This window comes from Pseudomonas kermanshahensis (assembly GCF_014269205.2).
GTDB classification, from domain to species: domain Bacteria; phylum Pseudomonadota; class Gammaproteobacteria; order Pseudomonadales; family Pseudomonadaceae; genus Aquipseudomonas; species Aquipseudomonas kermanshahensis.
Map to the genome: position 1 here is coordinate 38669 of NZ_JABWRY020000001.1, position 22597 is coordinate 61265.

A 22597-nucleotide genomic window follows, 5' to 3' on the forward strand; every position below is an offset into this window, starting at 1 on the left:
CAGGTGAGCCGCGAGCCCGCATGGGGCGCGGGCTGCAGTAAAAATGAAAAAATTATTCGGCAGCGCCTTGGGCGGTCTCGGCCGGGTAGGTGGCGCGCCACAGCTCAAAGCCGCCATCGACGCTGTACACCTCTGAAAAGCCCTGGCCCGCCAGGTAGGCGGCAGCGCTCTGGCTGGAATTGCCGTGGTAGCAGACCACCAGGGTCGGTGCATCGAGGTCGGCGTTGCGGATGAAATCGGCGACCGAATGGTTGTCCAGGTGGGTGGCGCCGCTGATGTGGCCGGCGGCAAAGGCTTGTGGGTCGCGAATGTCGACCACTACCGCACCTTGCGCGCGCAGGGCCAGAGCCTGCTCGGGAGGGATGCGTTTGAATTCGCTCATGGCTACGGTTTCCTTCAGGGCTGATCGTTGATTCTAGTGGGTTGTGCCGGCGGGCGTACGGTGCCGTCGTCGGAACAGTCGCAGCGATGGTATTCACCGCTGTCGACGTTGTAGAGGGTCATGGCACCGCCCCACACGCAACCGGTGTCCAGGGCGATGATGCCGGGTTCGTCGACGCGCCCTTCAAGGGCGGCCCAATGGCCGAAGATGATCTTCACGTGGCGTGAACGGCGGTCCTTGTGCGCATACCAGGGCTTGTAGCCTTTGGGGGCGGTGCCCAGGCCTTCCTTGCTCTTTAGGTCGAGCTTGCCCTCGGGGGTGCAGAAGCGCATGCGCGTGAGGTAGTTGGTGATCACCCGCAGGCGCTCGATGCCGGTGAGGTTCTTGCTCCACTTGTTAGGCTCGTTGCCGTACATGCCGTCGAGGTAAAGCTTGAGCCGGCCGTCGTCGCGCAGTGCTTCCTCGACTTCGGCGGCGAGCTCCAGGGCTCTGCCCAGGGTCCATTGTGGCGGTATGCCGGCATGCACCATGGCAATGCCGCGGGGCTCGTCGTAGTGCAGCAGTTTTTGCCGGCGCAGCCAGTCGAACAGCAGGTCGGCATCCGGCGCTTCGATGATTTCGCGCAAGGTGTCGCTTTTTTTCAGGCGTTCGACGTTGTGCCAGGCGGCCAGCAGGTGCAGGTCATGGTTGCCCAGCACGCAGACCAGCGACTGGCGGATCGAGTAGAGGAAACGCAGGGTCTCCAGCGATTCGGGGCCACGATTGACCAGGTCGCCGACCAGCCACAGGCGGTCGACGGCGGGGTTGAAGCGAACACGTTCGAGCAGGCACTTGAGCGGTTGCAGGCAGCCTTGCAGGTCACCGACGGCGTACGTTGCCATCAGTGCAGGGCCCCGGGTACCGCCAGGCGGAAGGGCGCGATTTCGGCGTCGAAGCGTTTACCGTCTTCGGCGAACATCTGGTAGCTGCCCTGCATGGTGCCCACGCGGGTGCTGATGACCGCGCCGCTGCTGTAGGTGTGGCTCTGGCCCGGGTCGATGTTAGGTTGCTGGCCGACCACGCCGGCGCCGCGCACTTCTTCGACTTCACCGTCACCGTTGGTGATCAGCCAGTGCCGGGACAGCAACTTGGCTGTGACAGAACCGTTGTTTTGCACGGTGATGGTGTAGGCGAAAGCGAAACGACTGTTTTCGGGGTCGGATTGTTCTTTGAGGTAACGGGTCACGACGCTGACGTCGATCTGGTAACGGGGATCGGACATGCAAAGGCCTTGGGCGAACTGACGCAATAATGCAGTCTAGGCCATTGGCGGGGGGGAGGGCCAGCGGTGTGGTCGCGGGCAGGTATGTGCAGGCGGGGTGGGGTGGCAGTGCCGGCCTCTTCGCGGGCAAGTCGGACCGCGAAGAGGCCGTAAAAGGCGCTAATCAGGCTTGCTGATCGGCCAACTGGTCAGCCAGGCGCACGAAGGCGGCCAGGTCCAGCTGTTCAGGCCGCAGGCTGCCATCTACGCCAGCGGCTTCGATCGCCTGGCTGTCGAGCAGGCCTTTAAGGGTGTTGCGCAGTGTCTTGCGGCGCTGGTTGAAGGCTTCGCGAACGACACGCTCCAGCAGCAGGTGGTCCTTGGCCGGGAACGGCAGCACTTCATGTGGCACCAGGCGCACGATGGCCGAGTCCACCTTCGGCGGCGGGTTGAACGCGCCAGGGCCAACGTTGAACAGGTGTTCGACCCGGCAGTGGTACTGCACCATGATCGACAGGCGGCCCCAATCACCGCCACCCGGGCCTGCGGCCATGCGCTCGACCACTTCCTTCTGCAGCATGAAGTGCATGTCGCGGATCAGGCCGGCATGGCTGAGCAGGTGGAAGATCAGCGGGGTGGAGATGTTGTAGGGCAGGTTGCCGACCACCTTGAGGCTGCGCGGTGGCACACCCAGCTGGTTGAAGTCGAACTTCAGGGCGTCGCCCTGGTGCAGGCGGAAGTTGTCGCGCCCGGCAAACTTGTGCTGCAGGATCGGCACCAGGTCCTTGTCCAGCTCCACTACGTCCAGTTGCGCGCCGCTGCCCAGCAGGCCCTCGGTGAGGGCGCCCTGGCCTGGGCCGATTTCCAGCAGGTGTTCACCTGCCTTGGCGTTGATGGCGCGCAGGATGCGGTCGATGATGCCGGCGTCGTGCAGGAAGTTCTGGCCGAAGCGCTTGCGCGCCCGGTGTTGGTATTGCTCGTTCATGGTCGGTTCTCGGCCATCTGGTAGGCGGTTTCCAGCGCGACTCGCAGGCTGCCGGTGTCGACTCTGCCGGTGCCGGCCAGGTCCAGGGCGGTGCCGTGGTCGACCGACGTGCGGATGATCGGCAGGCCCAAGGTCACATTGACTGCGGCGCCGAAACCTTTGTACTTGAGTACAGGCAGGCCCTGGTCGTGGTACATCGCCAGCACTGCGTCGCAGTGCTCCAGATATTTGGGGGTAAACAGGGTATCGGCCGGCAGCGGTCCGCGCAGGTCCATGCCTTCGGCACGCAGGCGGGCCAGTGTCGGTTCGATGATGTCGATTTCTTCGCGGCCCAGATGGCCGCCTTCTCCGGCGTGCGGGTTGAGGCCGCACACCAGGATGCGAGGGTTGGCAATGCCGAACTTGTCGCGCATGTCGGCATGCAGGATGCGGGTGACACGCTCGACGCGTTCGGCCGTGATGGCGTCGGCAATGTCGCGCAGTGGCAAGTGCGTGGTCACCAGGGCCACGCGCAGGCCACGGGTCGCCAGCATCATCACCACCTGTGCGGTGTGGGTCAGCTCGGCCAGAAACTCGGTATGCCCGGAGAAGGCAATGCCGCTTTCGTTGATCACACCCTTGTGCACCGGGGCGGTGATCATACCGGCGAAATGCCCGTCGAGGCAGCCGTTGCCGGCGCGGGTCAGGGTTTCCAATACGAAGCCAGCATTGGCCTTGTCCAGTTGCCCAGCCGTCACGGCGCTGGCCAAGGGCGTATCCCACACATACAGGCTGCCCGCAGGCGCGGGCTGGTCGGGCCAGTGCCCAGGCGCTACCGGCAGCAGGTTGACGGCCAGCCCCAGCTGCGTGGCCCGCTCGGCGAGCAGGTCACGGCTGGTGATGGCGATCAGGGGGTGGGGCTGGGCGTCTGCGGCGAGCAGCAAGCACAGGTCGGGACCTATGCCAGCTGGCTCGCCGGGGGTGACGGCGAAGCGCAGGGGCTTCACTGGGCGGCCTGGTCGGCGCCAGGCAGCTTGATTTCAACGTAGGCTTCGTCGCGGATCTGGCGCAGCCAGGTCTGCAGCTCTTCGTCGTACTTGCGGTTGCGCAGCACATTCATGGCCTGCTGCTCGCGTGCCTGCTCGGTGCTGTCGGTGGCGCGGCGGCCCAGCACTTCCAGGACGTGCCAGCCGTATTGGGTCTTGAACGGTTTGGTCACCACACCTTGCTGGGCGGTGGCCATCTGCTCGCGGAACTCAGGTACCAGGCTGTTCGGGTCGACCCAGTTGAGGTCGCCGCCGTTGAGCGCGGAGCCCGGGTCTTCCGAGAAGCTCTTCGCCAGTTCGCCGAAGTCTTCGCCGTTCTGGATACGGTCGTACAAGCGCTCGGCCAGCTGCTTGGTGGCCGCTTCGCTACGGATTTCGCTCGGCTTGATCAGGATGTGGCGGACATGCACTTCGTCACGCAGCACGTTCTCGCCGCCACCACGCTTCTCCTCGAGTTTGAGCAGGATGAAGCCGTTGGGGATGCGGATTGGCTGGGTGATGTCGCCGACCGACATGTTGCTGAGCATCTTGGCGAAGTCAGGTGGCAGCTGGCCGGCTTTACGCCAGCCCATTTCACCACCCTCAAGGGCGTTTTCGCTGGCCGAGTTGGCAATTGCCACCTGGCCGAAGTCCGCGCCCTGGCGCAGTTGCTGGTAGAGCTCACCGACCTTGCGCGCCGCTTTCTGGATGTCGTCCGAATTGGCGGCTTCCGGGGTCGGGATGAGGATGTTGGCCAGGCGGTACTCTTCCGAGAGCTGCATCTTGCCCAGGTCCGAGTTCAGGTAGTTTTTCACTTCCTGCTCGGAAACCTGAATGCGCTCGGCCACACGGCGCTGACGCACGCGGCTGATGATCATTTCGCGCTTGACCTGCTCGCGCGCGTCGTCGAACGACAGACCATCATGGGCGAGGGCTGCGCGGAACTGGTCCAGCGACATGCCGTTGCGCTGGGCAATGGTGCCGATGGCCTGGTTCAGCTCCTCATCGGTGATGCGGATACCGGAGCGCTCGCCGATCTGCAGTTGCAGGTTCTCGACGATCAGGCGCTCGAGCACCTGCTGTTCCAGGGCGCTGGTCGGTGGCACGCCGGCGCCACGCTTGGCGATGGTTTGCTGAACTTCGTGGACGCGCTGGTCCAGTTGGCTCTGCATGACCACGTCGTTATCGACGATGGCCACCACTTTGTCCAGGGGTTGTACCGCGGCATGCACCGCGCCACTCAGCAATGCAGCGCCCAGCAACACTGGGCGCAGACGATCAATAAGCTTGGTCTTCACGTGTACGGTAACCTTGAATGCCTTCGTCGAGGAAAGATTCGACCTTGTTGCCTACTACACCACCGAGGCCTTTCAGCACGATCTGCAGGAAGATACCGTGGTCGCCTTTTTCGTTCTGCGGGAGTGCCTGGCTGAAGTCGTCGTAGTCGATCCAGTAACGGTTGACCAGGCGCAGCTTCCAGCAGCAGTTGTCGTATTCGAAACCGCCCATGGCTTCCAGGGTGCGGTTGCGGTTGTAGTCATGCTGCCAGCGAGCGATCACGCTCCACTGTGGAACGATCGGCCAGATGACCGAGAAGTCATGCTGTTGGATCTTGTAGTAATCCTTGATGTAGTTCGGATCACCCGGCGTGCCGTAGTCGCCGCCACCCACTTTCCAGGTACCCGTGGTCGAGTCGTAGGCAATGGTGTCGTTGCGGTAGCGGTAGCCGAGGTTGACGATCTTGTTCGGATTGTCTTCAGGCTGGTAGTGGAACATCGCGCTGCCCGAGCGGGTGCTGCGGCTGTCCGGGTCCCAGTTGAAGTCCGAATTGAAGCGCCAGTCGCGGTTGAAGTTGTAGCTGTACAGCAGTGCGTACGGCGACACGTCAGACTGCGAGTCTTTACGGGTGCGGTAGTCGATGCCTGGCAGTTGGACCTTGCGGTCCTTGAAGTACAGCGCCTGACCGATGCTGAAGCTCTGACGTTCGAAGCCGTTGTCTTCGATCCAGCGCGTGGTCACGCCCAGCGACAGCTTGTTCTCGTCGCCGATGCGGTCGGTACCGCTGAAGCGGTTGTCGCGGAACAGCGAGTCGTAGCTGAACAGGGTTTCGCCCGAGTCGAACAGCGGGATGTCCTTCTGGTCCTCGTAAGGGACGTAGAGGTAGAACATGCGCGGTTCGAGGGTCTGGCGGTAGTTGGTACCGAACATCGACGTGTTGCGATCGAAGTACAGGCCGCTGTCGACGCTGAAAATCGGAACGTCGCGGTTGAGGCTGCTGTTGAAGTCGCCGTTGAGCGCGACCGAGGCTGGGTTGTTGGCGATGTCGCTCTTGCCCTTGCCATCCAGATCGAGGTCATAGTGGGTGTACATGTACTTAAGCTTCGGCGTGATGTAGCCGTAGCTGGCTTGCATAGGCAAGCTCATGGACGGGGCAACGTTCAGTCGCGTGCCGTTGGCGCGGGCAACACCGAAGATGTTCTCGTCCAGTCGACGGCCAGGAACGCCAGCACTTGCGTCCGGGTTGCCATCTTTGTCGAGTACGAAGTCGTTTTTCAGGTCACGATCAAAGCGAACCGCTTCAGTCTCATACCCAAAATTCAAACCACCCGGCTGGAACGGCAGTGCGCCATTGAGGGTGATCTGCGGCAGACGGTCATACGGCGTGATCTGCGAGATGGTCGCCATCTCGTAGGCATGCACGTTCAACCGTGCGGTATAGCTGTCGCCACGGTAGGTCAGGGCACCCTGCTGGTTGAGCAGGTCACGGCTTTCGACGCCGATCTGGTCAGACTCCAGGTCCTGGAAGTAGAACGGGTCGCTGATGTCGGTGTAGTCCACCTCGGTCATCAGGCGCTCGTCCAGCCCGCCCTTGTGCTGCCAGTTGACCATCCAGCGCTGATCTTTGTAGTCAGTCTGGTCTTTACGGTCGTCGTCCTTGTCGTTCAGGTACGCGCCGCCGAACTGGCCTTCGCTGGATGGGGTCAGGTAACGGAACTCACCTTCCATCAGCAGGCCGCGCTTGGTCATGTAGCGCGGGTACAACGTGGCGTCATAGTTGGGCGCCAGGTTGAAGTAGTACGGCGTGACCAGCATGAAGCCGGTGTCGCTGCTGCTGCTGAACGACGGCGGCAGGAAGCCGGACTGGCGACGGTCGTCGATCGGGAAGTAGATGTACGGTGTGTAGAACACCGGGAAATCCTTGACCCGCAGGGTGACGTTGGTCGCGGTACCGAAGCCGGTCGCCGGGTTCAGGGTGATGTTGTTGCCCTTCAGCTGCCAGGCGTTGCTGCCCGGTTCGCAGGTGGTGTACGTACCGTCTTTCAGACGGATGATGGCGTTTTCGCCACGCTTGGCGTACAGGGCGTTGCCGCGAATGTGCGACTTGTGCATCACGTATTCGGCGTTGTCGACCTGGGCTTCACCCGTGTCGAGCTGGATCTGCGCCTCGTCACCCACTACCAGCGAGCCGTTGTCACGGATCTTCACGTTGCCCTTGAGCTCGCCACGGTTTTCGGTCTGGTAGAGGTTGGCCTCGTCGGCCTCGGCCTGCATGCTGCCTTGGCGCATGACCACGTTACCGGCGAGGGTAGCGATCTGCTGCTCCTGCTGGTACTTGGAAACCTTGGCATTGATGTAGGTCGGCGATTCGTCCTTGGGCGTGGTGTCGGCCATGCCTGGGCGGGTCGGCTCGATGTACGCGCCACCGCAGTACGGGCCGGTTTCGGCCAGCTGGGCTGCGGTGAGCTTGTCACGGGGGACCCAGTCCAGGTGGCTGTAGTCTTCGCTGCGCGACTTCAGGCCACGGCCCTTGGCCTCGGTGACCAGCATCGGTTTGTCCGCGGTTTCGGCCTCGGCCGCCTGGGCCTCGGTGCCGGAACTGAGGGCAGCACCCTCGTGCACCGGACGCGGCGGCAGGTTGTTGACTGGAGTCTTGGGCTTGCAGTCCCAACCGCCGGAGGCGGACACTTGGCAGTCGAACTGTTCGGCTGCCACGACGTACGACGTGGCCAGAGGTTGCAGGGCCAGCAAACCGCCGGTGACCAGCAACGGAAACTTTCTACGAAACGCGGGGGATTTCAATGCCATCTTATTAGTCCGGGCTTCCTGCGTGCCATCTGCCCGCGTGTGGGGCCGCACGCCTCTCGATGGTCTGAAAAAGATGCTGGATAATAAAGCATGACCCGCTTGACGGCTAGGGCCGTCGGAGACCCTTGTAATGCCTGATCACGATGTACGCTTGCAACAACTGACTGTCTGGCTCGATGAGCAGCTCAACAATCTTTTTCTGAAAAACGCCTGGGGCGAAGTGCCAGCAGGTAGCCTGACGGCCGCCAGTAGCGATGCGAGCTTCCGTCGCTACTTCCGCTGGCAGGGCGCTGGGCGCAGTTTCGTGATCATGGACGCCCCGCCGCCGCAGGAGAACTGCCGACCGTTCGTCGCCATCGATCACCTGCTGGCCAGTGCGGGTGTGCATGTGCCGGTAATCCATGCCGAAGACCTGGAGCGCGGTTTCCTGCTGCTGGGCGACCTGGGCCATCAGACATACCTGGACATCATTGATGCCGACAACGCCGATGCCCTGTTCAGTGACGCCATCGATGCGCTGCTGGCGTTCCAGCGCCTGCCGATGGACGCGCCACTGCCGAGCTACGACGATGCCCTGCTGCGCCGTGAAGTCGAACTGTTCCCGGAATGGTACGTCGGGCGCGCGCTTGGCTTGACCCTCACCGAAGCCCAGCAAGCCACCTGGCAGCGTGTGAGCCAGGCGCTGATCGACAGTGCCCTGGCCCAGCCCAAGGTGCTGGTGCACCGCGACTACATGCCGCGCAACCTGATGCAGAGCACGCCAAACCCAGGCGTGCTGGACTTCCAGGACGCCGTCTATGGCCCGGTCACCTATGACATCACCTGCCTGTTCAAGGATGCCTTCCTCAGCTGGCCACAGGCCCGTGTCGAAGCCTGGCTGCGGGATTACTGGCAAAAGGCGCAGGCGGCCGGCATTCCGGTACAGGCCGACTTCGAGGCGTTCCACCGTGCCAGCGACCTGATGGGCGTGCAGCGCCACCTCAAGGTCATCGGTATTTTCGCCCGCATCTGCCACCGCGACGGTAAGCCACGTTACCTGACAGACGTCCCGCGCTTCTTCGCCTATATAGATGAAGTGATCAAGCGCCGCCCCGAGTTGGCGGAGCTAGGTGAACTGATCGCGGAACTCCAGGCCGGAGCGCGTGCATGAAGGCGATGATCCTGGCGGCAGGCAAGGGCGAGCGCATGCGCCCTTTGACCTTGCATACCCCCAAACCCCTGGTGCCGGTCGCCGGTCAGCCGTTGATCGAATACCACCTGCGCGCCTTGGCGGCTGCGGGTATTACCGAGGTGGTGATCAACCATGCCTGGCTCGGCCAGCAGATCGAAGACCACCTGGGCAATGGCAGCCGCTTCGGCCTGAGCATCCGCTATTCACCCGAGGGCGAGCCGCTTGAAACCGGTGGCGGGATCTTCAAGGCGCTGCCGTTGTTGGGTGAGGCGCCGTTTCTGCTGATCAATGGTGACGTCTGGACCGACTACGATTTCGCTCGCCTGCAAGCGCCGCTTGCGGGCCTGGCGCATCTGGTGCTGGTCGACAACCCTGGCCATCACGGCCGTGGCGACTTCCGCCTGGTAGCCCAGCAGGTCGTGGATGGCGACGACGCACCGGGTACCCTGACCTTCAGTGGCCTGTCGGTGCTGGACCCAGCGTTGTTCGCCGGTTGCCAGCCGGGTGCTTTCAAGTTGGCGCCCCTGCTGCGTCAGGCCATGGCGCAGGGCAAGGTCAGTGGTGAGCACTACCGTGGCCATTGGGTCGACGTCGGTACGCTCGAGCGCCTGGCGCAGGCTGAACGCCTGATCGGCGAGCGCGCCTGACATGTGGTGGCCAAGCACGGTGATTGGTGCCGGTGCCGGTTTTGCCGTCGCCAGCATCCCGGGCGCCCTGCTCGGTGCCCTGGTAGGGCAGGCCATGGACCGGCGCCTGCAGGTGCGCGGCTGGGAGGACCTGCGCGAGCGCTTGGGCGGGCGCCCGGCCTTGCGTGACGAAGAATTGCTGTTCGTGCTGCTGGGCAGGCTGGCCAAGTGCGATGGCCGGGTTGCCGAGCAACATATCCAGCAGGCACGCCAAGAGATGGTGCGCCTGGACCTGGCCGACGCGGCCCGGCTGCGGGCCATTGCCGCGTTCAACCGCGGCAAGGCCGGCAAGGACCGACTGGCCGGCCACCTGCGTCGTATCCGCGAGCAGCCGCATGCCGCCGAGGGGACCTTGCGCGCCTGTTGGCGCATGGTCTGGGCCGACGGCAAGGTCGGCGCCAAAGAGCGCGACTTGCTGTTGGACTGGGGGCAGAAGCTGGGCTTGAGCCGGCGGCAGGTGCAAGCCCTGTCGTTGGAGTACGAACCGCGCAAGTCCGGGCTGGACGGCGGCACCATGACCTATGCGGCAGCCATGCGCCTGCTGGCCGTGGAGGCAGATACCGAGGGCGACAAGGTCAAGCAGGCATATCGCCGGCTGGTTAGCCGTCATCACCCGGACAAGCTGGCGGGCAGCGGTGCCACGGATGCCCAGGTGCGTGCAGCGACCGAGCGGACCCGGGAGTTGCATCAGGCGTATGCGCTGATTCGCAAGCGGCGGGGGTTGTAGAAAAGCGCGGGCGCTTTGCGCCCCTTTTCGCGGCGCAAGGCCGCTCCCACAAGTGCTGTGCATCCCTCGGGCTTTGCGCAAAATTGTGGGAGCGGCCTTGTGTCGCGAAAGGGGTGCAAAGCACCCCCATCGATTTCAGCTCACTCTTGCGGGTTCATCCACCCGCGCACCCGGCGGAACAACTGTTCCTGTTCAGCAGCTTTGTTACCGGGCATGGCAATCAGCGACAACTGGCGGAACTGGCTGTCCTTCTGCCGTTTGCTGGCCTGCAAGCGCAGTTCCGCTGCACGGCGATCGCCCGTGCGGGTGGCGTAATACACGTCGGCGGTCGGCACCTTGAGGGTCGGCGCGAGGCTTTCCAGGTCATGTTCCACCCGTGCCGGCGTCTGCGCGGCGATCATCACCAGCTTTTGCACCTGCGCGGGTTGTTTCTCGCTCAGGTAGCGGGCTGCCCAGTACGCGCCACTGCCATGGCCGATCAGCACGATGCTGCGTGAGTCATGCTGTTGCGCGTAAGCCACCGCCGCGTCGAGGCGGGCGAAGATACGCTCGGCGTCGGCCGGGTCATTCTGCTCGCTGGCCTGTGCGGCATCGGTGCTTTCTGCTGTGTCGGGGTCGGCGGCAGTCGCCTGGGCGACGTTGGCGTTGGCATCGGTCGGTGTGTCTTTGGCGGGCGCTGTTTCGCCCTCGTCCTTGGCAGGGGCCGCTGCGGGCTTGGCTTCGACACGCGCCTGCGGGCTATCGATAAGCAGGTCGGGCAGGCTGACGCTGAGGCTGTGCCAGCCCACATCGGGGAACTTGCGCCGCAACGGGCCGACGGCGTTCGGCCAGTCGGCCGTTTCACCGGCACCGGGCACGAGGATCACCGCACCTTTGGGGTCGCTGCTGTTGGCCGGCTTCCACAGGGCCAGGAAGCTTTCGGCACCCGCCTGCAGGGTTTGCTGCTCGGCCTTGGGCACCAGGCGCTCCAGGGCCAGGGCGTCTTCCTGACTGCGTTCCAGCAGGGGCGGGCGGGTGGCTTCGGCCGGTGGGGCTTCGGCGGTGGTCGGTGGTTTTTCAGCGTCGGCGGCCATGGCCCCAAGCGGAAGGATCGAGGCTAGGCAGCACATTGCCAGCGTCGTGCGATAAAGTGTGGACATGCGTCAACCCAAGGCCAGAATGATACCGGCAGCCTAATAGTATTTGCCCGCGACGGCCATGTTAGGGCCGCCCTTGCCAAGACGAGCGTGTAGATGAAGCGAATGCGTCGCCTGTTGGTTATCGGCTGCTTGTGGCTGCCCTTGATCGCCTTGGCAAGGCCTGAAGCCGTGCCGAGCGTTGCCCTTGAACCCGCGCAACAGCAGTGGTTGGACACCCACCGCAGCCTGCGCGTCGGCCTGGTGCTGCAAGCGCCTTATGCGCAGTTCGACCGGCGCTTGCAGCAACTGTACGGGGCCAACGTCGAGTTGGTGAACGCGTTGGCGCAGGCACTGAGGCTGGACCTCACCTGGCGCAACTTTGCTGACCAGGCCAGCCTCGAGCACGCGTTGCAGGCCGGTGAAATCGATTTTGCCCCCGGCCTTACACAAACCCCGGCAAGCCTGCGCCTGTGGCTGTTCAGCGACCCGTACATGCGCGTGCCGCAGCTGGTGGTCGGCCCACGCACAGGCGCCATGGCCGTCGAGCTTGAAAAACTCGAACCCGATCAGCGCGTCGCGGTGCGCATGCCCAGCCCGTTGGCAGACTACCTGCGCAGCAACTACGGCACGCTCAACCTGCAGGGCGTGCCCAACGAGCGCGAGGCCTTGCAGTTGGTCGTGGGTGGCCAGGCCAGCTACGCGGTGCTCGATGAAGCCCAGCTCAGCCGCCTGTCGCGTGAAAGCGAGTTCGGCGAGCTGGCGGTGGTTGGCGATATTGGCCTGCCGCAGCTGCTGCGGGTGGGTTCGCGGCGCGACTGGCCGTTGCTGGCCGACGTGCTTGAACGTGGCCTGCAGGCCATGCCGGCCAAGGCCTTGGAACAACTTCACCAACGCTGGTTGCAACCCAAGTACCCACGCTTGAGCGAGTCGGCAGGCTTCTGGCAAAACCTCGCCATGCTGTTTGGCATGTTGTTGCTGTGTGCGCTGGTCACGTTGATCTGGCAGCGCCGCCAGCAGCGCCAACTGGAACGTAGCCTGCTGGCCACCCGTGAGAACCTGGCTGAGCGCCAAGTGCGTGAAGAGGCGCTGCGGCTGAGCCAGTTCGCCATCGACCAGAGCACCGTGGGCATTTTGTGGGTCAATTGGGACAGCCATGTCCGTTATGCCAACCATGCCGCAGAGCGCATGCTGGGCTATGGTGAGGGCGCGTTGCTGGAACGCCCGCTGAGCGACTTCGAGCCAAACTTGAACATGGACCGTTGGCTGGAGCTTTGGCGCGGCGCGCGGGCGGGCGAAGGGGGTGTGGGGCAATTCGAGACCCACTGCCAGCGCGCCGACCTCAGCGTGTTGCCGGTGGAGCTTTCGTTAAGCTTCCTGCGTTTTCGTGATGCCGAGTACCTGGTGGTGTACATCGCTGATGTCACTGAGCGCCACCGCGCACTGGCAGCGCTGCGCGAAAGTGAAGCGCGCCTTAAAGGCATCGCCGGCAACGTGCCGGGGCTGGTGTTCCGGCTGGAACGTGACCCGGCCGAAGGCGACCTGGAGTTCCCCTACATTAGCGAAGGCAGCGAGGCCTTGGTCGGCTACGCACCTGCCGAAATCCAGCACCCGCAGATGGGGCTGCGCAACCTGGTGCACCCCGAAGACCGCAGCGACTATCACCGGGTGCAGGACCTGGCCTTGGCCAGCAACCAGGACTGGTCCTGGCAAGGGCGCATCCTCACGCGCCAGGGTGAACAGCGTTGGGCCGACATCAAGGCCAGTACCCGGCGCCTGGCCGATGGCCGGGTGGTGTGGGACGGTATCGTCTGGGACATCACCCAGGGCAAGCGGGCAGAACTGGCGTTGGCGCGCTCCCAAGAGCAACTGCGCGAACTCTCGGCGCACCTGGAGAGCGTGCGCGAAGAAGAAAAGGCCCGCATCGCCCGCGAAGTGCATGATGAGCTGGGGCAGATGCTGACCGTGCTCAAGCTCGAAGTCTCGATGTGTGAGCTGGCCTTTGCCGAGCTGGACCCAGGCCTTAACGAGCGTTTGTCGAGCATGAAGCGCCTGATCGCGCAGCTGTTCCAGCTGGTGCGCGACGTGGCCACGGCATTGCGCCCGCCCATTCTCGACGCTGGTATCGCCTCGGCCATCGAGTGGCAAGCACGGCGTTTCGAGGCGCGTACACAGATTCCCTGCCTGGTGCAGGTACCGGATAATCTGCCAGCATTGAGTGATGCCAAGGCGACCGGGCTGTTTCGTATCCTTCAGGAGGCGCTGACCAATGTCATGCGCCATGCCCAGGCGCACAGCGTAGAGATCGAACTGGTGCGTGAAGCGGGGCAATTGCGCATGACCGTCAGCGACGACGGCACGGGTTTTTGCCGCGATCAGACCCGGCCCACCTCGTTCGGCCTGGTGGGCGTGCGTGAGCGCGTGCTGATGCTGGGGGGCAGCATGACGCTGGACAGTGAACCGGGCGAGGGCACCAGCCTGAGCGTGGCCATTCCGTTGGAGTAGGAGACCGATCGTGATTCGAGTGCTGGTGGCGGAAGACCACACCATTGTCCGTGAAGGCATCAAGCAATTGATTGGCCTGGCCAAGGACATGCAAGTGGTGGGCGAGGCCGGCAATGGCGAGCAGTTGCTCGAAGCCTTGCGCCATATGCCGTGTGAAGTGGTGTTGCTGGATATCTCGATGCCCGGCGTCAGCGGCCTTGAGGCCATCCCCAGAATCCGCGCCCTGAACGACCCTCCGGCGATCCTGATGTTGTCGATGCATGACGAGGCGCAGATGGCGGCGCGGGCGCTCAAGGCCGGTGCCGCAGGTTATGCCACCAAGGACAGTGACCCTGCCTTATTGCTGACCGCTATTCGGCGGGTGGCCGGGGGCGGGCGCTATATCGACCCAGCGTTGGCCGACCGCATGGTCTTCGAGGTGGGCCTGACCGAGTCCCGGCCGTTGCACACCCTGCTCTCGGAGCGGGAGTTTTCGGTGTTCGAGCGCCTGGCCCAGGGCGCCAACGTCAACGACATTGCCCAGCAACTGGCGCTGTCGAGCAAGACCATCAGTACCCACAAGGCGCGGTTGATGCAGAAGCTCAAGGTGAACTCGCTGGCGGAACTGGTGAAGTACGCCATGGAGCACAAGCTGGTCTGAGTGTTCTGGTTGCGACATGGCCTGACGGTTGGCAATGAGCGAGTACTGTGGGAGCGGGCTTGCCCCGCGAAAGGGCCGGCAAGCTCAACCTCATTGCCTGGGGTGGCGTATTCGCGGGGCAAGCCCGCTCCCACAAGGTGAAGTGGTGTGCCTGAGGTCTATTCCAATCCCGCCATTCTTGTAGGGCGGTCCCTACACAGAATCTTCCATCTGGATGATGGCATTCTCTCAGTACCCCCGATTTTCGGGCGCTTGCGTCTTGTCTAGTCTTTGCCTACGCAGTCATCCAACAAGAAGGTGCAGGCATGAGCGAGGCGAATTCGAACGCTGCAACCAGCGAAACGCTGGTCAGCTTCCGTGGTGTGCAGAAGAGCTACGACGGCGAGTCGCTGATCGTCAAAGACCTCAACCTGGACATCCGCAAGGGCGAGTTCCTCACCTTGCTCGGCCCGTCCGGCTCGGGCAAGACCACCAGCCTGATGATGCTGGCCGGTTTCGAAACCCCCACCGCCGGCGAGATCCAGCTGGCCGGGCGTTCGATCAACAACGTGCCGCCGCACAAGCGCGACATCGGCATGGTGTTCCAGAACTACGCGCTGTTCCCACACATGACCGTGGCCGAAAACCTGGCCTTCCCGCTGACCGTGCGCAACCTGAGCAAGACCGACATCAGCGAGCGGGTCAAGCGTGTGCTCAACATGGTGCAGCTCAATGCCTTTGCCAAACGCTACCCCGGCCAGCTGTCCGGTGGCCAGCAGCAGCGGGTGGCCCTGGCGCGGGCCTTGGTGTTTGAGCCACAGCTGGTGCTGATGGACGAACCCCTGGGCGCACTCGACAAGCAGCTGCGTGAACACATGCAGATGGAGATCAAGCATATCCACCAGCGCCTGGGGGTGACTGTGGTGTATGTGACCCACGACCAGGGTGAGGCGCTGACCATGTCTGACCGGGTGGCGGTGTTCCACCAGGGCGAAATCCAGCAGATCGCCGACCCACGCACCCTCTATGAAAAGCCGTGCAACACCTTCGTCGCCAACTTCATCGGTGAGAACAACCGCATCAACGGCACCCTGCTGGCCAGTGATGGCCATCGCTGCCAGGTGCAACTGGCGCGGGGCGAGCGGGTCGAGGCGCTGGCGGTGAATGTCGGCCAGGCCGGCGAGCCGGTGACCTTGTCGATCCGCCCGGAACGGGTGCGCCTCAATGGCCACAGCGAAAATTGCGTCAACCGCTTCTCTGGCCGTGTGGCCGAGTTCATTTACCTGGGCGACCACGTACGTGTGCGCCTGGAAGTCTGTGGCAAGGCCGACTTCTTCGTGAAGCAGCCGATCGCCGAGCTCGACCCGGCACTGGCCGTGGGCGATGTGGTACCGCTGGGCTGGGAGGTGGAGCACGCCCGCGCGCTCGATCCGATTGCCGAAGCCCATTGATGGATTGCTTCACCAACCCTGTACTGTGGAGAGAATAATAATGCACAAGCAGTTGAAACTGACCGCCCTGGCCCTAGGGCTGTTCGCCGCTGGCCAGGCCATGGCGGCCGACCTGACCGTGATCTCTTTCGGTGGCGCCAACAAGGCCGCCCAGGTCAAGGCGTTCTACGAGCCTTGGGAAAAAGCGGGTAACGGCAAGATCGTCGCCGGTGAGTACAACGGTGAAATGGCCAAGGTCAAGGCCATGGTCGACACCAAGAGCGTGTCCTGGAACCTGGTGGAAGTCGAGTCGCCAGAGCTGTCCCGCGGTTGCGACGAGGGCATGTTCGAAGAACTCGACCCTGCGCTGTTCGGCGATGCAGCCGACTATGTGCCGGGTGCCATCCAGCAATGCGGCGTGGGCTTCTTCGTCTGGTCGACGGTACTGGCCTACAACGCCGACAAGCTCAAGACTGCGCCTACCAGTTGGGCCGATTTCTGGGACACCAAGCAGTTCCCGGGCAAGCGTGGCCTGCGCAAAGGTGCCAAGTACACGATGGAATTCGCACTGATGGCCGATGGCGTTGCGCCCAAGGATGTGTACAAGGTGCTGGCAACCAAGGAAGGCCAAGACCGCGCCTTCAAGAAGCTCGACGAACTCAAACCCAGCATTCAGTGGTGGGAAGCCGGCGCCCAACCGCCGCAGTTCCTGGCCTCGGGCGACGTGGTCATGAGCTCGGCCTATAACGGCCGGATCGCCGCCGTGCAGAAAGAGAGCAACCTCAAGGTGGTGTGGAACGGCGGCATCTACGACTTCGATGCCTGGGCAATTCCAAAAGGCGCCAAGAACGTCGAAGAGGCGAAGAAGTTCATCGCCTACAGCGTTCAGCCCGAGCAGCAGAAAACCTACTCCGAGAACATCGCCTACGGCCCGGCCAATACCAAGGCCGTCAGCCTGCTGTCGGACGAGGTGAAGAAAGACATGCCGACCACGCCTGAGAACATTGCCAATCAGGTGCAGATCGACGTGGCCTTCTGGGCTGACAACAGCGAGCAGCTGGAACAACGCTTCAACGCCTGGGCGGCGAAGAAGTAAACGACAAGGAGCCGCTACGCGGCTCATCGCCGGCAAGCCGGCTCCCACAGGCCAGGCGTAGCGCCTGAGCCCAACGCTGTATCTGTGGGAGCCGGCTTGCCGGCGATGGCTGCGCAGCAGCCCTGATTTCAGCCGGTTTTTACGGAGTTCGCCATGGCCATTGCAGTGCCCCTCAACGAAGGCGCAGGTCCAAGTCTCAAGCAGCGCCTCAAGCACGCCGAGCGGGTCAACCGCTGGAAGGCGCAGGCGTTGATCGCGCCGCTGGCGCTGTTCCTTCTGCTGGTGTTTCTGGTGCCGATCGCTGCGCTGTTGTACAAGAGCGTCGGCAACCCGGAGGTGGTCGCCGGCCTGCCGCGTACCGTCGAAGCGGTGTCGCAGTGGGATGGCAAGAGCTTGCCCGGTGAGGCGGTATACAAGGCACTGAGCCAGGACCTGGCTGAGTCGCGCAAGAACCAGACCCTGGGCGACCTCTCCAAGCGCCTGAACATGGAACTGGCGGGCTACCGCAGCCTGTTGACCAAGACCGCCCGAGCGTTGCCGTTCAAGGCTGAACCTGCCTCTTATAAAGAAGCACTGCAAACCCTCGATGAGCGTTGGGGCGACCCGGCCTACTGGCAGGCGATCCGCCGCAATACCAGCTCGGTCACCTCGTTCTACCTGCTGGCGTCGCTCGACCACCGTATCGATGACCTTGGCGAGCTGGCCAAGGCCACGCCTGACCAGGCCATTTACCTGGATATCTTTGCCCGCACCCTGTGGATGGGGGTGGTGATCACCGCCATCTGCCTGGTGCTGGCCTACCCGCTGGCGTACTTGCTGGCCAATCTCCCGGCCCGGCAGAGCAACCTGCTGATGATTCTGGTGCTATTGCCGTTCTGGACCTCGATCCTGGTGCGGGTGGCGGCGTGGATCGTGCTGCTGCAGTCGGGCGGGTTGATCAACAGTGCGCTGATGGCCATGGGCATCATCGATGAACCGCTGGAGCTGGTGTTCAACCGCACCGGTGTGTACATCTCGATGGTCCATATCCTGCTGCCGTTCATGATCCTGCCGCTGTACAGCGTGATGAAGGGCATTTCGCCCAGCTACATGCGTGCGGCCATCTCGCTGGGTTGCCACCCGTTCGCCAGCTTCTGGCGGGTGTACTTCCCGCAGACCTACGCCGGTGTTGGCGCGGGCTGCCTGCTGGTGTTCATCCTGGCGATTGGCTACTACATCACCCCGGCATTGCTGGGCAGCCCGAACGACCAGATGGTCAGCTACTTCGTGGCCTTCTATACCAACACCAGCATCAACTGGGGCATGGCGACCGCGCTGGGCGGGCTGCTGCTGCTGGCGACCGTGCTGTTGTACCTGATCTATAGCTGGCTGGTCGGCGCCAGCCGCCTGCGCCTGAGCTGAGGAGCCTTGTCATGCTGAGCCCTTACATGTCACCCGTGGAGCGGGTCTGGTACTACAGCCTGCGCATTCTTTGCGGCTTGATCCTGCTGTTTCTGATCTTGCCGGTGCTGGTGATCGTGCCGCTGTCGTTCAACAGTGGCAGCTTTCTGGTGTACCCGTTGCAGGGCTTTTCGCTGCAGTGGTACCAGGACTTCTTCGGCTCTGCCGAGTGGATGCGGGCGCTGAAGAACAGCATCATCGTCGCCCCGGCGGCCACGGTGCTGGCGATGGTGTTCGGTACGTTGGCGGCGATTGGCCTGACCCGCGGCGACTTCCCGGGCAAGTCGCTGGTGATGGCGCTGGTGATTTCGCCGATGGTGGTGCCGGTGGTGATCATCGGTGTGGCCAGTTACCTGTTCTTCGCGCCATTGGGGATGGGCAACAGCTTTACCTCGTTGATCCTGGTGCATGCGGTATTGGGTGTGCCGTTCGTCATCATCACCGTGTCGGCGACGTTGCAGGGCTTCAACTACAACCTGGTGCGCGCGGCGGCCAGCCTGGGCGCTTCGCCGCTGGTGGCGTTCCGCCGGGTAACGCTGCCGTTGATCGCCCCGGGGGTGATCTCGGGTGCGCTGTTTGCCTTTGCGACGTCGTTCGACGAGGTGGTGGTGACGTTGTTCCTCGCCGGGCCTGAGCAGGCGACCTTGCCACGGCAGATGTTCAGCGGTATCCGCGAGAACCTGAGCCCGACCATTGCGGCAGCGGCCACGTTACTGATCGCGTTTTCGGTGGTGGTGCTGCTGACCCTGGAGTGGTTGCGTGGGCGCAGTGAGAAGCTGAGAACCCAGCAGCCTGCTTGATTGATGTTGCCTGTGCCGGCCTCTTCGCGGGGCAAGCCCGCTCCCACAGCTCCGAACACTGTGAGGTCCCTGTGGGAGCGGGCTTGCCCCGCGAAGAGGCCGGTACAGGTTGAAACAGCCGGTCGACACGGATTGATACCAATCAGCCTCTACCCGTTCGCCTGAGTTACAATGCGCGCCACCGTGATTCTGACCTACAGGTGCGCCATGCAGCCCTACGCTATTGCCCCCTCCATTCTCTCCGCCGATTTCGCCCGCCTGGGCGAGGACGTCGACAAGGTGCTGGCCGCGGGTGCCGACATCGTTCACTTCGATGTGATGGACAACCACTACGTCCCCAACCTGACCATCGGCCCGATGGTGTGCACCGCCCTGCGCAAGTACGGCGTGACTGCCCCGATCGATGTGCACCTGATGGTCAGCCCGGTCGACCGTATCATCGGAGACTTCATCGACGCCGGCGCCACCTACATCACCTTCCACCCGGAAGCCAGCCAGCACATCGACCGCTCGCTGCAGCTGATCCGCGACGGTGGTTGCAAGGCTGGCCTGGTGTTCAACCCGGCGACCAGCCTCGATGTCCTCAAGTATGTGATGGACAAAGTCGACATGGTCCTGCTGATGAGCGTCAACCCAGGCTTTGGCGGGCAGAAGTTCATCCCCGGCACCCTCGACAAGCTGCGTGAGGCGCGCGCGCTGATCGACGCCAGTGGCCGGGATATCCGTCTGGAAATCGACGGTGGCGTCAACGTCAACAATATCCGCGAAATCGCCGCTGCTGGCGCTGACACCTTCGTTGCCGGTTCGGCCATCTTCAATGCCCCGGACTATCAGGAAGTGATCGCCAAAATGCGCGCCGAACTGGCCCAGGCCCGCCCATGAGCGGCTTCGAGCAGCTGTTCCCAGGGACGCTGCCAAGGCTGGTGATGTTCGATCTGGACGGTACCCTGATCGACTCCGTGCCAGACCTGGCCGCCGCCGTGGACCGCATGCTGCTCGAACTTGGGCGCCCGCCAGCGGGCTTGGACGCCGTACGCCACTGGGTTGGCAACGGTGCCCAGGTGCTGGTGCGCCGGGCGCTGGCCGGGGGCATCGAGCATGCCTCGGTGGACGATGCGCTGGCCGAACAGGCGCTGGCGCTGTTCATGGAGGCTTATGCCGAAAGCCATGAACTGACCGTGGTCTACCCCGGCGTGCGCGACACCCTGCGCTGGCTGCGCAAGCAAGGCGTGGAGATGGCGCTGATCACCAACAAGCCCGAGCGCTTCGTCGCCCCGCTGCTCGACCAGATGAAGATCGGTCGCTACTTCCGCTGGATCATCGGCGGAGACACCCTGCCACAAAAGAAACCCGACCCCGCGGCACTGCTGTTCGTCATGCAGATGGCCGGTGTCACGCCGCAACAGTCGCTGTTCGTCGGCGATTCGCGCAGCGATGTGCTGGCCGCCAAGGCCGCGGGTGTGCAGTGCGTGGGCCTGACCTACGGCTACAACCACGGCCGGCCGATCAACGACGAATCGCCGAGCCTGGTGATCGACGACCTGCGTGCATTGCTGCCCGGTTGCGCAGACCCGGCCACTGGGATAACGTTGGCGGACCTTCAAGCCTCACAAGACAGAGAGTCCACCGTGGCGGTTACTGGCAAATTCTGGATGAAAGTCATCAAGGCCCTGGCCCGTTGGCGTTGGCGCGCCTGACTTCTGCTCGCCGGCCGCTGCCGGCCCGTCCGTTTGCCTGACCTTACTGCTGCTTGCCACGAGGCTACTCATGACCCGCGAAGAATTCCTGCGCCTGGCCGCTGCCGGCTACAACCGCATCCCCCTGGCCTGTGAAACCCTGGCCGACTTCGACACGCCGCTGTCGATCTACCTGAAACTGGCCGACCAGCCCAACTCCTATTTGCTCGAATCCGTACAGGGCGGCGAGAAGTGGGGGCGTTACTCGATGATCGGCCTGCCATCGCGCACGGTGATGCGTGTGCATGGCTACCACGTCAGTATCCTGCAGGATGGCGTCGAGGTAGAGCGCCACGACGTCGACGACCCGCTGGCCTTCGTCGAGTCGTTCAAGGACCGCTACAAGGTCGCGGATATTCCTGGGCTGCCGCGTTTCAACGGCGGGCTGGTCGGCTACTTCGGCTATGACTGCGTACGCTATGTGGAGAAGCGTCTGGGCGCGAGCCCGAACCCGGACCCGCTGGGCGTGCCGGATATCCTGCTGATGGTGTCTGACGCCGTGGTGGTGTTCGACAACCTGGCGGGCAAGATGCATGCAATCGTGCTGGTCGACCCGGCCGAAGAGCAAGCCTTCGAACAGGGCAAGGCTCGCCTGGCCGGGTTGCTGGAGACCCTGCGCCAGCCGATTACCCCGCGCCGTGGCCTGGACCTGAGCGGCCCGCTCGCCGCCGAGCCGGAATTCCGTTCCAGCTATACCCGCGAGGATTACGAGAACGCGGTTGGCCGCATCAAGGAGTACATCCTGGCCGGTGACTGCATGCAGGTGGTGCCGTCCCAGCGCATGTCGATCGACTTCAAGTCTGCGCCCATCGACCTGTACCGTGCGTTGCGCTGCTTCAACCCGACGCCGTACATGTACTTCTTCAATTTCGGCGACTTCCATGTGGTCGGCAGTTCGCCTGAAGTGCTGGTGCGTGTCGAGGACAACCTGGTCACCGTACGCCCGATCGCCGGTACGCGCCCACGGGGTGCGACGGAAGAAGCCGACCGTGCACTGGAAGACGACTTGCTGTCGGACGAGAAGGAGATTGCCGAGCACCTGATGCTGATCGACCTGGGCCGCAACGACGTGGGCCGTGTGTCCTCGACCGGCAGCGTGCGCCTGACCGAGAAGATGGTGATCGAGCGTTACTCCAACGTGATGCACATCGTTTCCAACGTCACCGGGCAACTGCGTGAAGGCCTTACCGCCATGGATGCATTGCGGGCGATTCTGCCAGCCGGCACCTTGTCGGGTGCACCGAAAATCCGCGCCATGGAGATCATCGACGAGCTGGAGCCGGTCAAGCGTGGCGTTTACGGTGGTGCAGTGGGCTACTTTGCCTGGAACGGCAACATGGACACCGCGATTGCCATCCGCACTGCGGTGATCAAGGACGGCGAGCTGCATGTGCAGGCGGGTGGCGGCATCGTGGCCGACTCCGTGCCGGCGCTGGAGTGGGAAGAAACCATCAACAAGCGCCGCGCAATGTTCCGCGCGGTGGCCTTGGCTGAGCAGACGTCCGCCAAGTGATGCTGGGAATTGGGGGCTGCTGGCAGCCCCTTGCCGGCATGAGGGAGCGGGTGAACCCGCTT

Annotated in this window: 20 protein-coding genes; 12 read left to right on the forward strand and 8 right to left on the reverse strand. The window is 63.4% G+C overall.

Annotated features, from left to right (window positions below; all coding sequences use genetic code 11):
• Positions 1-52: 52 nt before the first annotated feature.
• The 7 genes from glpE to HU764_RS00195 form a co-directional block, all read right to left on the reverse strand.
• The gene (gene glpE, locus HU764_RS00165) at positions 53-382 is read right to left on the reverse strand and encodes a thiosulfate sulfurtransferase GlpE (protein WP_027594383.1); all 330 of its coding nucleotides are present in this window, start codon (positions 380-382) and stop codon (positions 53-55) included.
• 14 nt (positions 383-396) lie between these two features.
• Positions 397-1263, reverse strand: a complete 867-nt coding sequence (locus tag HU764_RS00170) for a symmetrical bis(5'-nucleosyl)-tetraphosphatase (protein WP_027594384.1) — start codon at positions 1261-1263, stop codon at positions 397-399.
• Entirely contained in the window at positions 1263-1643 is a 381-nt protein-coding gene (apaG, locus tag HU764_RS00175) for a Co2+/Mg2+ efflux protein ApaG (protein ID WP_027594385.1), read from the reverse strand. The genes HU764_RS00170 and apaG overlap by 1 nt, the downstream gene beginning before the upstream one ends.
• A 163-nt stretch (positions 1644-1806) precedes the next feature.
• A complete protein-coding gene (rsmA, locus tag HU764_RS00180) occupies positions 1807-2607 on the reverse strand; it encodes a 16S rRNA (adenine(1518)-N(6)/adenine(1519)-N(6))-dimethyltransferase RsmA (protein ID WP_027594386.1) in 801 nt (266 codons plus the stop codon).
• A complete protein-coding gene (gene pdxA, locus HU764_RS00185; protein WP_186704024.1) occupies positions 2604-3593 on the reverse strand; it encodes a 4-hydroxythreonine-4-phosphate dehydrogenase PdxA in 990 nt (329 codons plus the stop codon). The genes rsmA and pdxA overlap by 4 nt, the downstream gene beginning before the upstream one ends.
• Complete coding sequence (gene surA, locus HU764_RS00190) at positions 3590-4909, reverse strand: peptidylprolyl isomerase SurA (protein WP_027594388.1); 1320 nt, start codon at positions 4907-4909, stop codon at positions 3590-3592. Before surA ends, pdxA begins: the two co-directional genes overlap by 4 nt.
• Positions 4890-7697 (reverse strand): LPS-assembly protein LptD, encoded by a 2808-nt coding sequence (locus HU764_RS00195; protein ID WP_027594389.1) that lies wholly within the window; start codon positions 7695-7697, stop codon positions 4890-4892. The genes surA and HU764_RS00195 overlap by 20 nt, the downstream gene beginning before the upstream one ends.
• A 130-nt stretch (positions 7698-7827) precedes the next feature.
• Between HU764_RS00195 and HU764_RS00200 the strand changes: the two genes are divergently transcribed.
• Genes HU764_RS00200 through HU764_RS00210 form a run of 3 tightly spaced genes read left to right on the forward strand, consistent with a single transcriptional unit; the run spans position 7828 to position 10281 of the window.
• On the forward strand, positions 7828-8847 hold the full coding sequence (locus tag HU764_RS00200) for an aminoglycoside phosphotransferase family protein (RefSeq protein ID WP_186681353.1): 1020 nt from the start codon (positions 7828-7830) through the stop codon (positions 8845-8847).
• On the forward strand, positions 8844-9515 hold the full coding sequence (gene murU, locus HU764_RS00205; protein WP_186681355.1) for an N-acetylmuramate alpha-1-phosphate uridylyltransferase MurU: 672 nt from the start codon (positions 8844-8846) through the stop codon (positions 9513-9515). Before HU764_RS00200 ends, murU begins: the two co-directional genes overlap by 4 nt.
• 1 nt (position 9516) lies before the next feature.
• Positions 9517-10281 (forward strand): TerB family tellurite resistance protein, encoded by a 765-nt coding sequence (locus tag HU764_RS00210; RefSeq protein ID WP_186681358.1) that lies wholly within the window; start codon positions 9517-9519, stop codon positions 10279-10281.
• Between the two features lie 140 nt (positions 10282-10421).
• On the opposite strand, the gene HU764_RS00215 is transcribed toward HU764_RS00210, so the two are convergent.
• Positions 10422-11420, reverse strand: coding sequence for an alpha/beta hydrolase family protein (locus HU764_RS00215; protein WP_186704023.1), 999 nt, complete (start codon positions 11418-11420; stop codon positions 10422-10424).
• Between the two features lie 93 nt (positions 11421-11513).
• Between HU764_RS00215 and HU764_RS00220 the strand changes: the two genes are divergently transcribed.
• The 9 genes from HU764_RS00220 to trpE all read left to right on the forward strand — a co-directional run bounded on the left by HU764_RS00220 (position 11514) and on the right by trpE (position 22535).
• Positions 11514-13901 (forward strand): PAS domain-containing sensor histidine kinase, encoded by a 2388-nt coding sequence (locus HU764_RS00220; RefSeq protein WP_186704022.1) that lies wholly within the window; start codon positions 11514-11516, stop codon positions 13899-13901.
• Between the two features lie 7 nt (positions 13902-13908).
• Positions 13909-14541 (forward strand): response regulator, encoded by a 633-nt coding sequence (locus tag HU764_RS00225; RefSeq protein ID WP_172960400.1) that lies wholly within the window; start codon positions 13909-13911, stop codon positions 14539-14541.
• 305 nt (positions 14542-14846) lie between these two features.
• The gene (locus HU764_RS00230) at positions 14847-15971 is read left to right on the forward strand and encodes an ABC transporter ATP-binding protein (protein ID WP_027594396.1); all 1125 of its coding nucleotides are present in this window, start codon (positions 14847-14849) and stop codon (positions 15969-15971) included.
• Positions 15972-16011: 40 nt separating this feature from the next.
• On the forward strand, positions 16012-17046 hold the full coding sequence (locus tag HU764_RS00235; protein ID WP_027594397.1) for an ABC transporter substrate-binding protein: 1035 nt from the start codon (positions 16012-16014) through the stop codon (positions 17044-17046).
• Positions 17047-17199: 153 nt separating this feature from the next.
• Positions 17200-18447 (forward strand): ABC transporter permease, encoded by a 1248-nt coding sequence (locus HU764_RS00240; RefSeq protein WP_027594398.1) that lies wholly within the window; start codon positions 17200-17202, stop codon positions 18445-18447.
• 11 nt (positions 18448-18458) lie between these two features.
• Complete coding sequence (locus HU764_RS00245; protein WP_186704021.1) at positions 18459-19286, forward strand: ABC transporter permease; 828 nt, start codon at positions 18459-18461, stop codon at positions 19284-19286.
• 207 nt (positions 19287-19493) lie between these two features.
• Positions 19494-20168 (forward strand): ribulose-phosphate 3-epimerase, encoded by a 675-nt coding sequence (rpe, locus tag HU764_RS00250; RefSeq protein WP_099430855.1) that lies wholly within the window; start codon positions 19494-19496, stop codon positions 20166-20168.
• Positions 20165-20983 (forward strand): phosphoglycolate phosphatase, encoded by an 819-nt coding sequence (locus HU764_RS00255; protein ID WP_027594401.1) that lies wholly within the window; start codon positions 20165-20167, stop codon positions 20981-20983. Before rpe ends, HU764_RS00255 begins: the two co-directional genes overlap by 4 nt.
• A 70-nt stretch (positions 20984-21053) precedes the next feature.
• Complete coding sequence (gene trpE, locus HU764_RS00260) at positions 21054-22535, forward strand: anthranilate synthase component I (protein ID WP_027594402.1); 1482 nt, start codon at positions 21054-21056, stop codon at positions 22533-22535.
• The last annotated feature ends 62 nt before the right edge of the window (positions 22536-22597 follow it).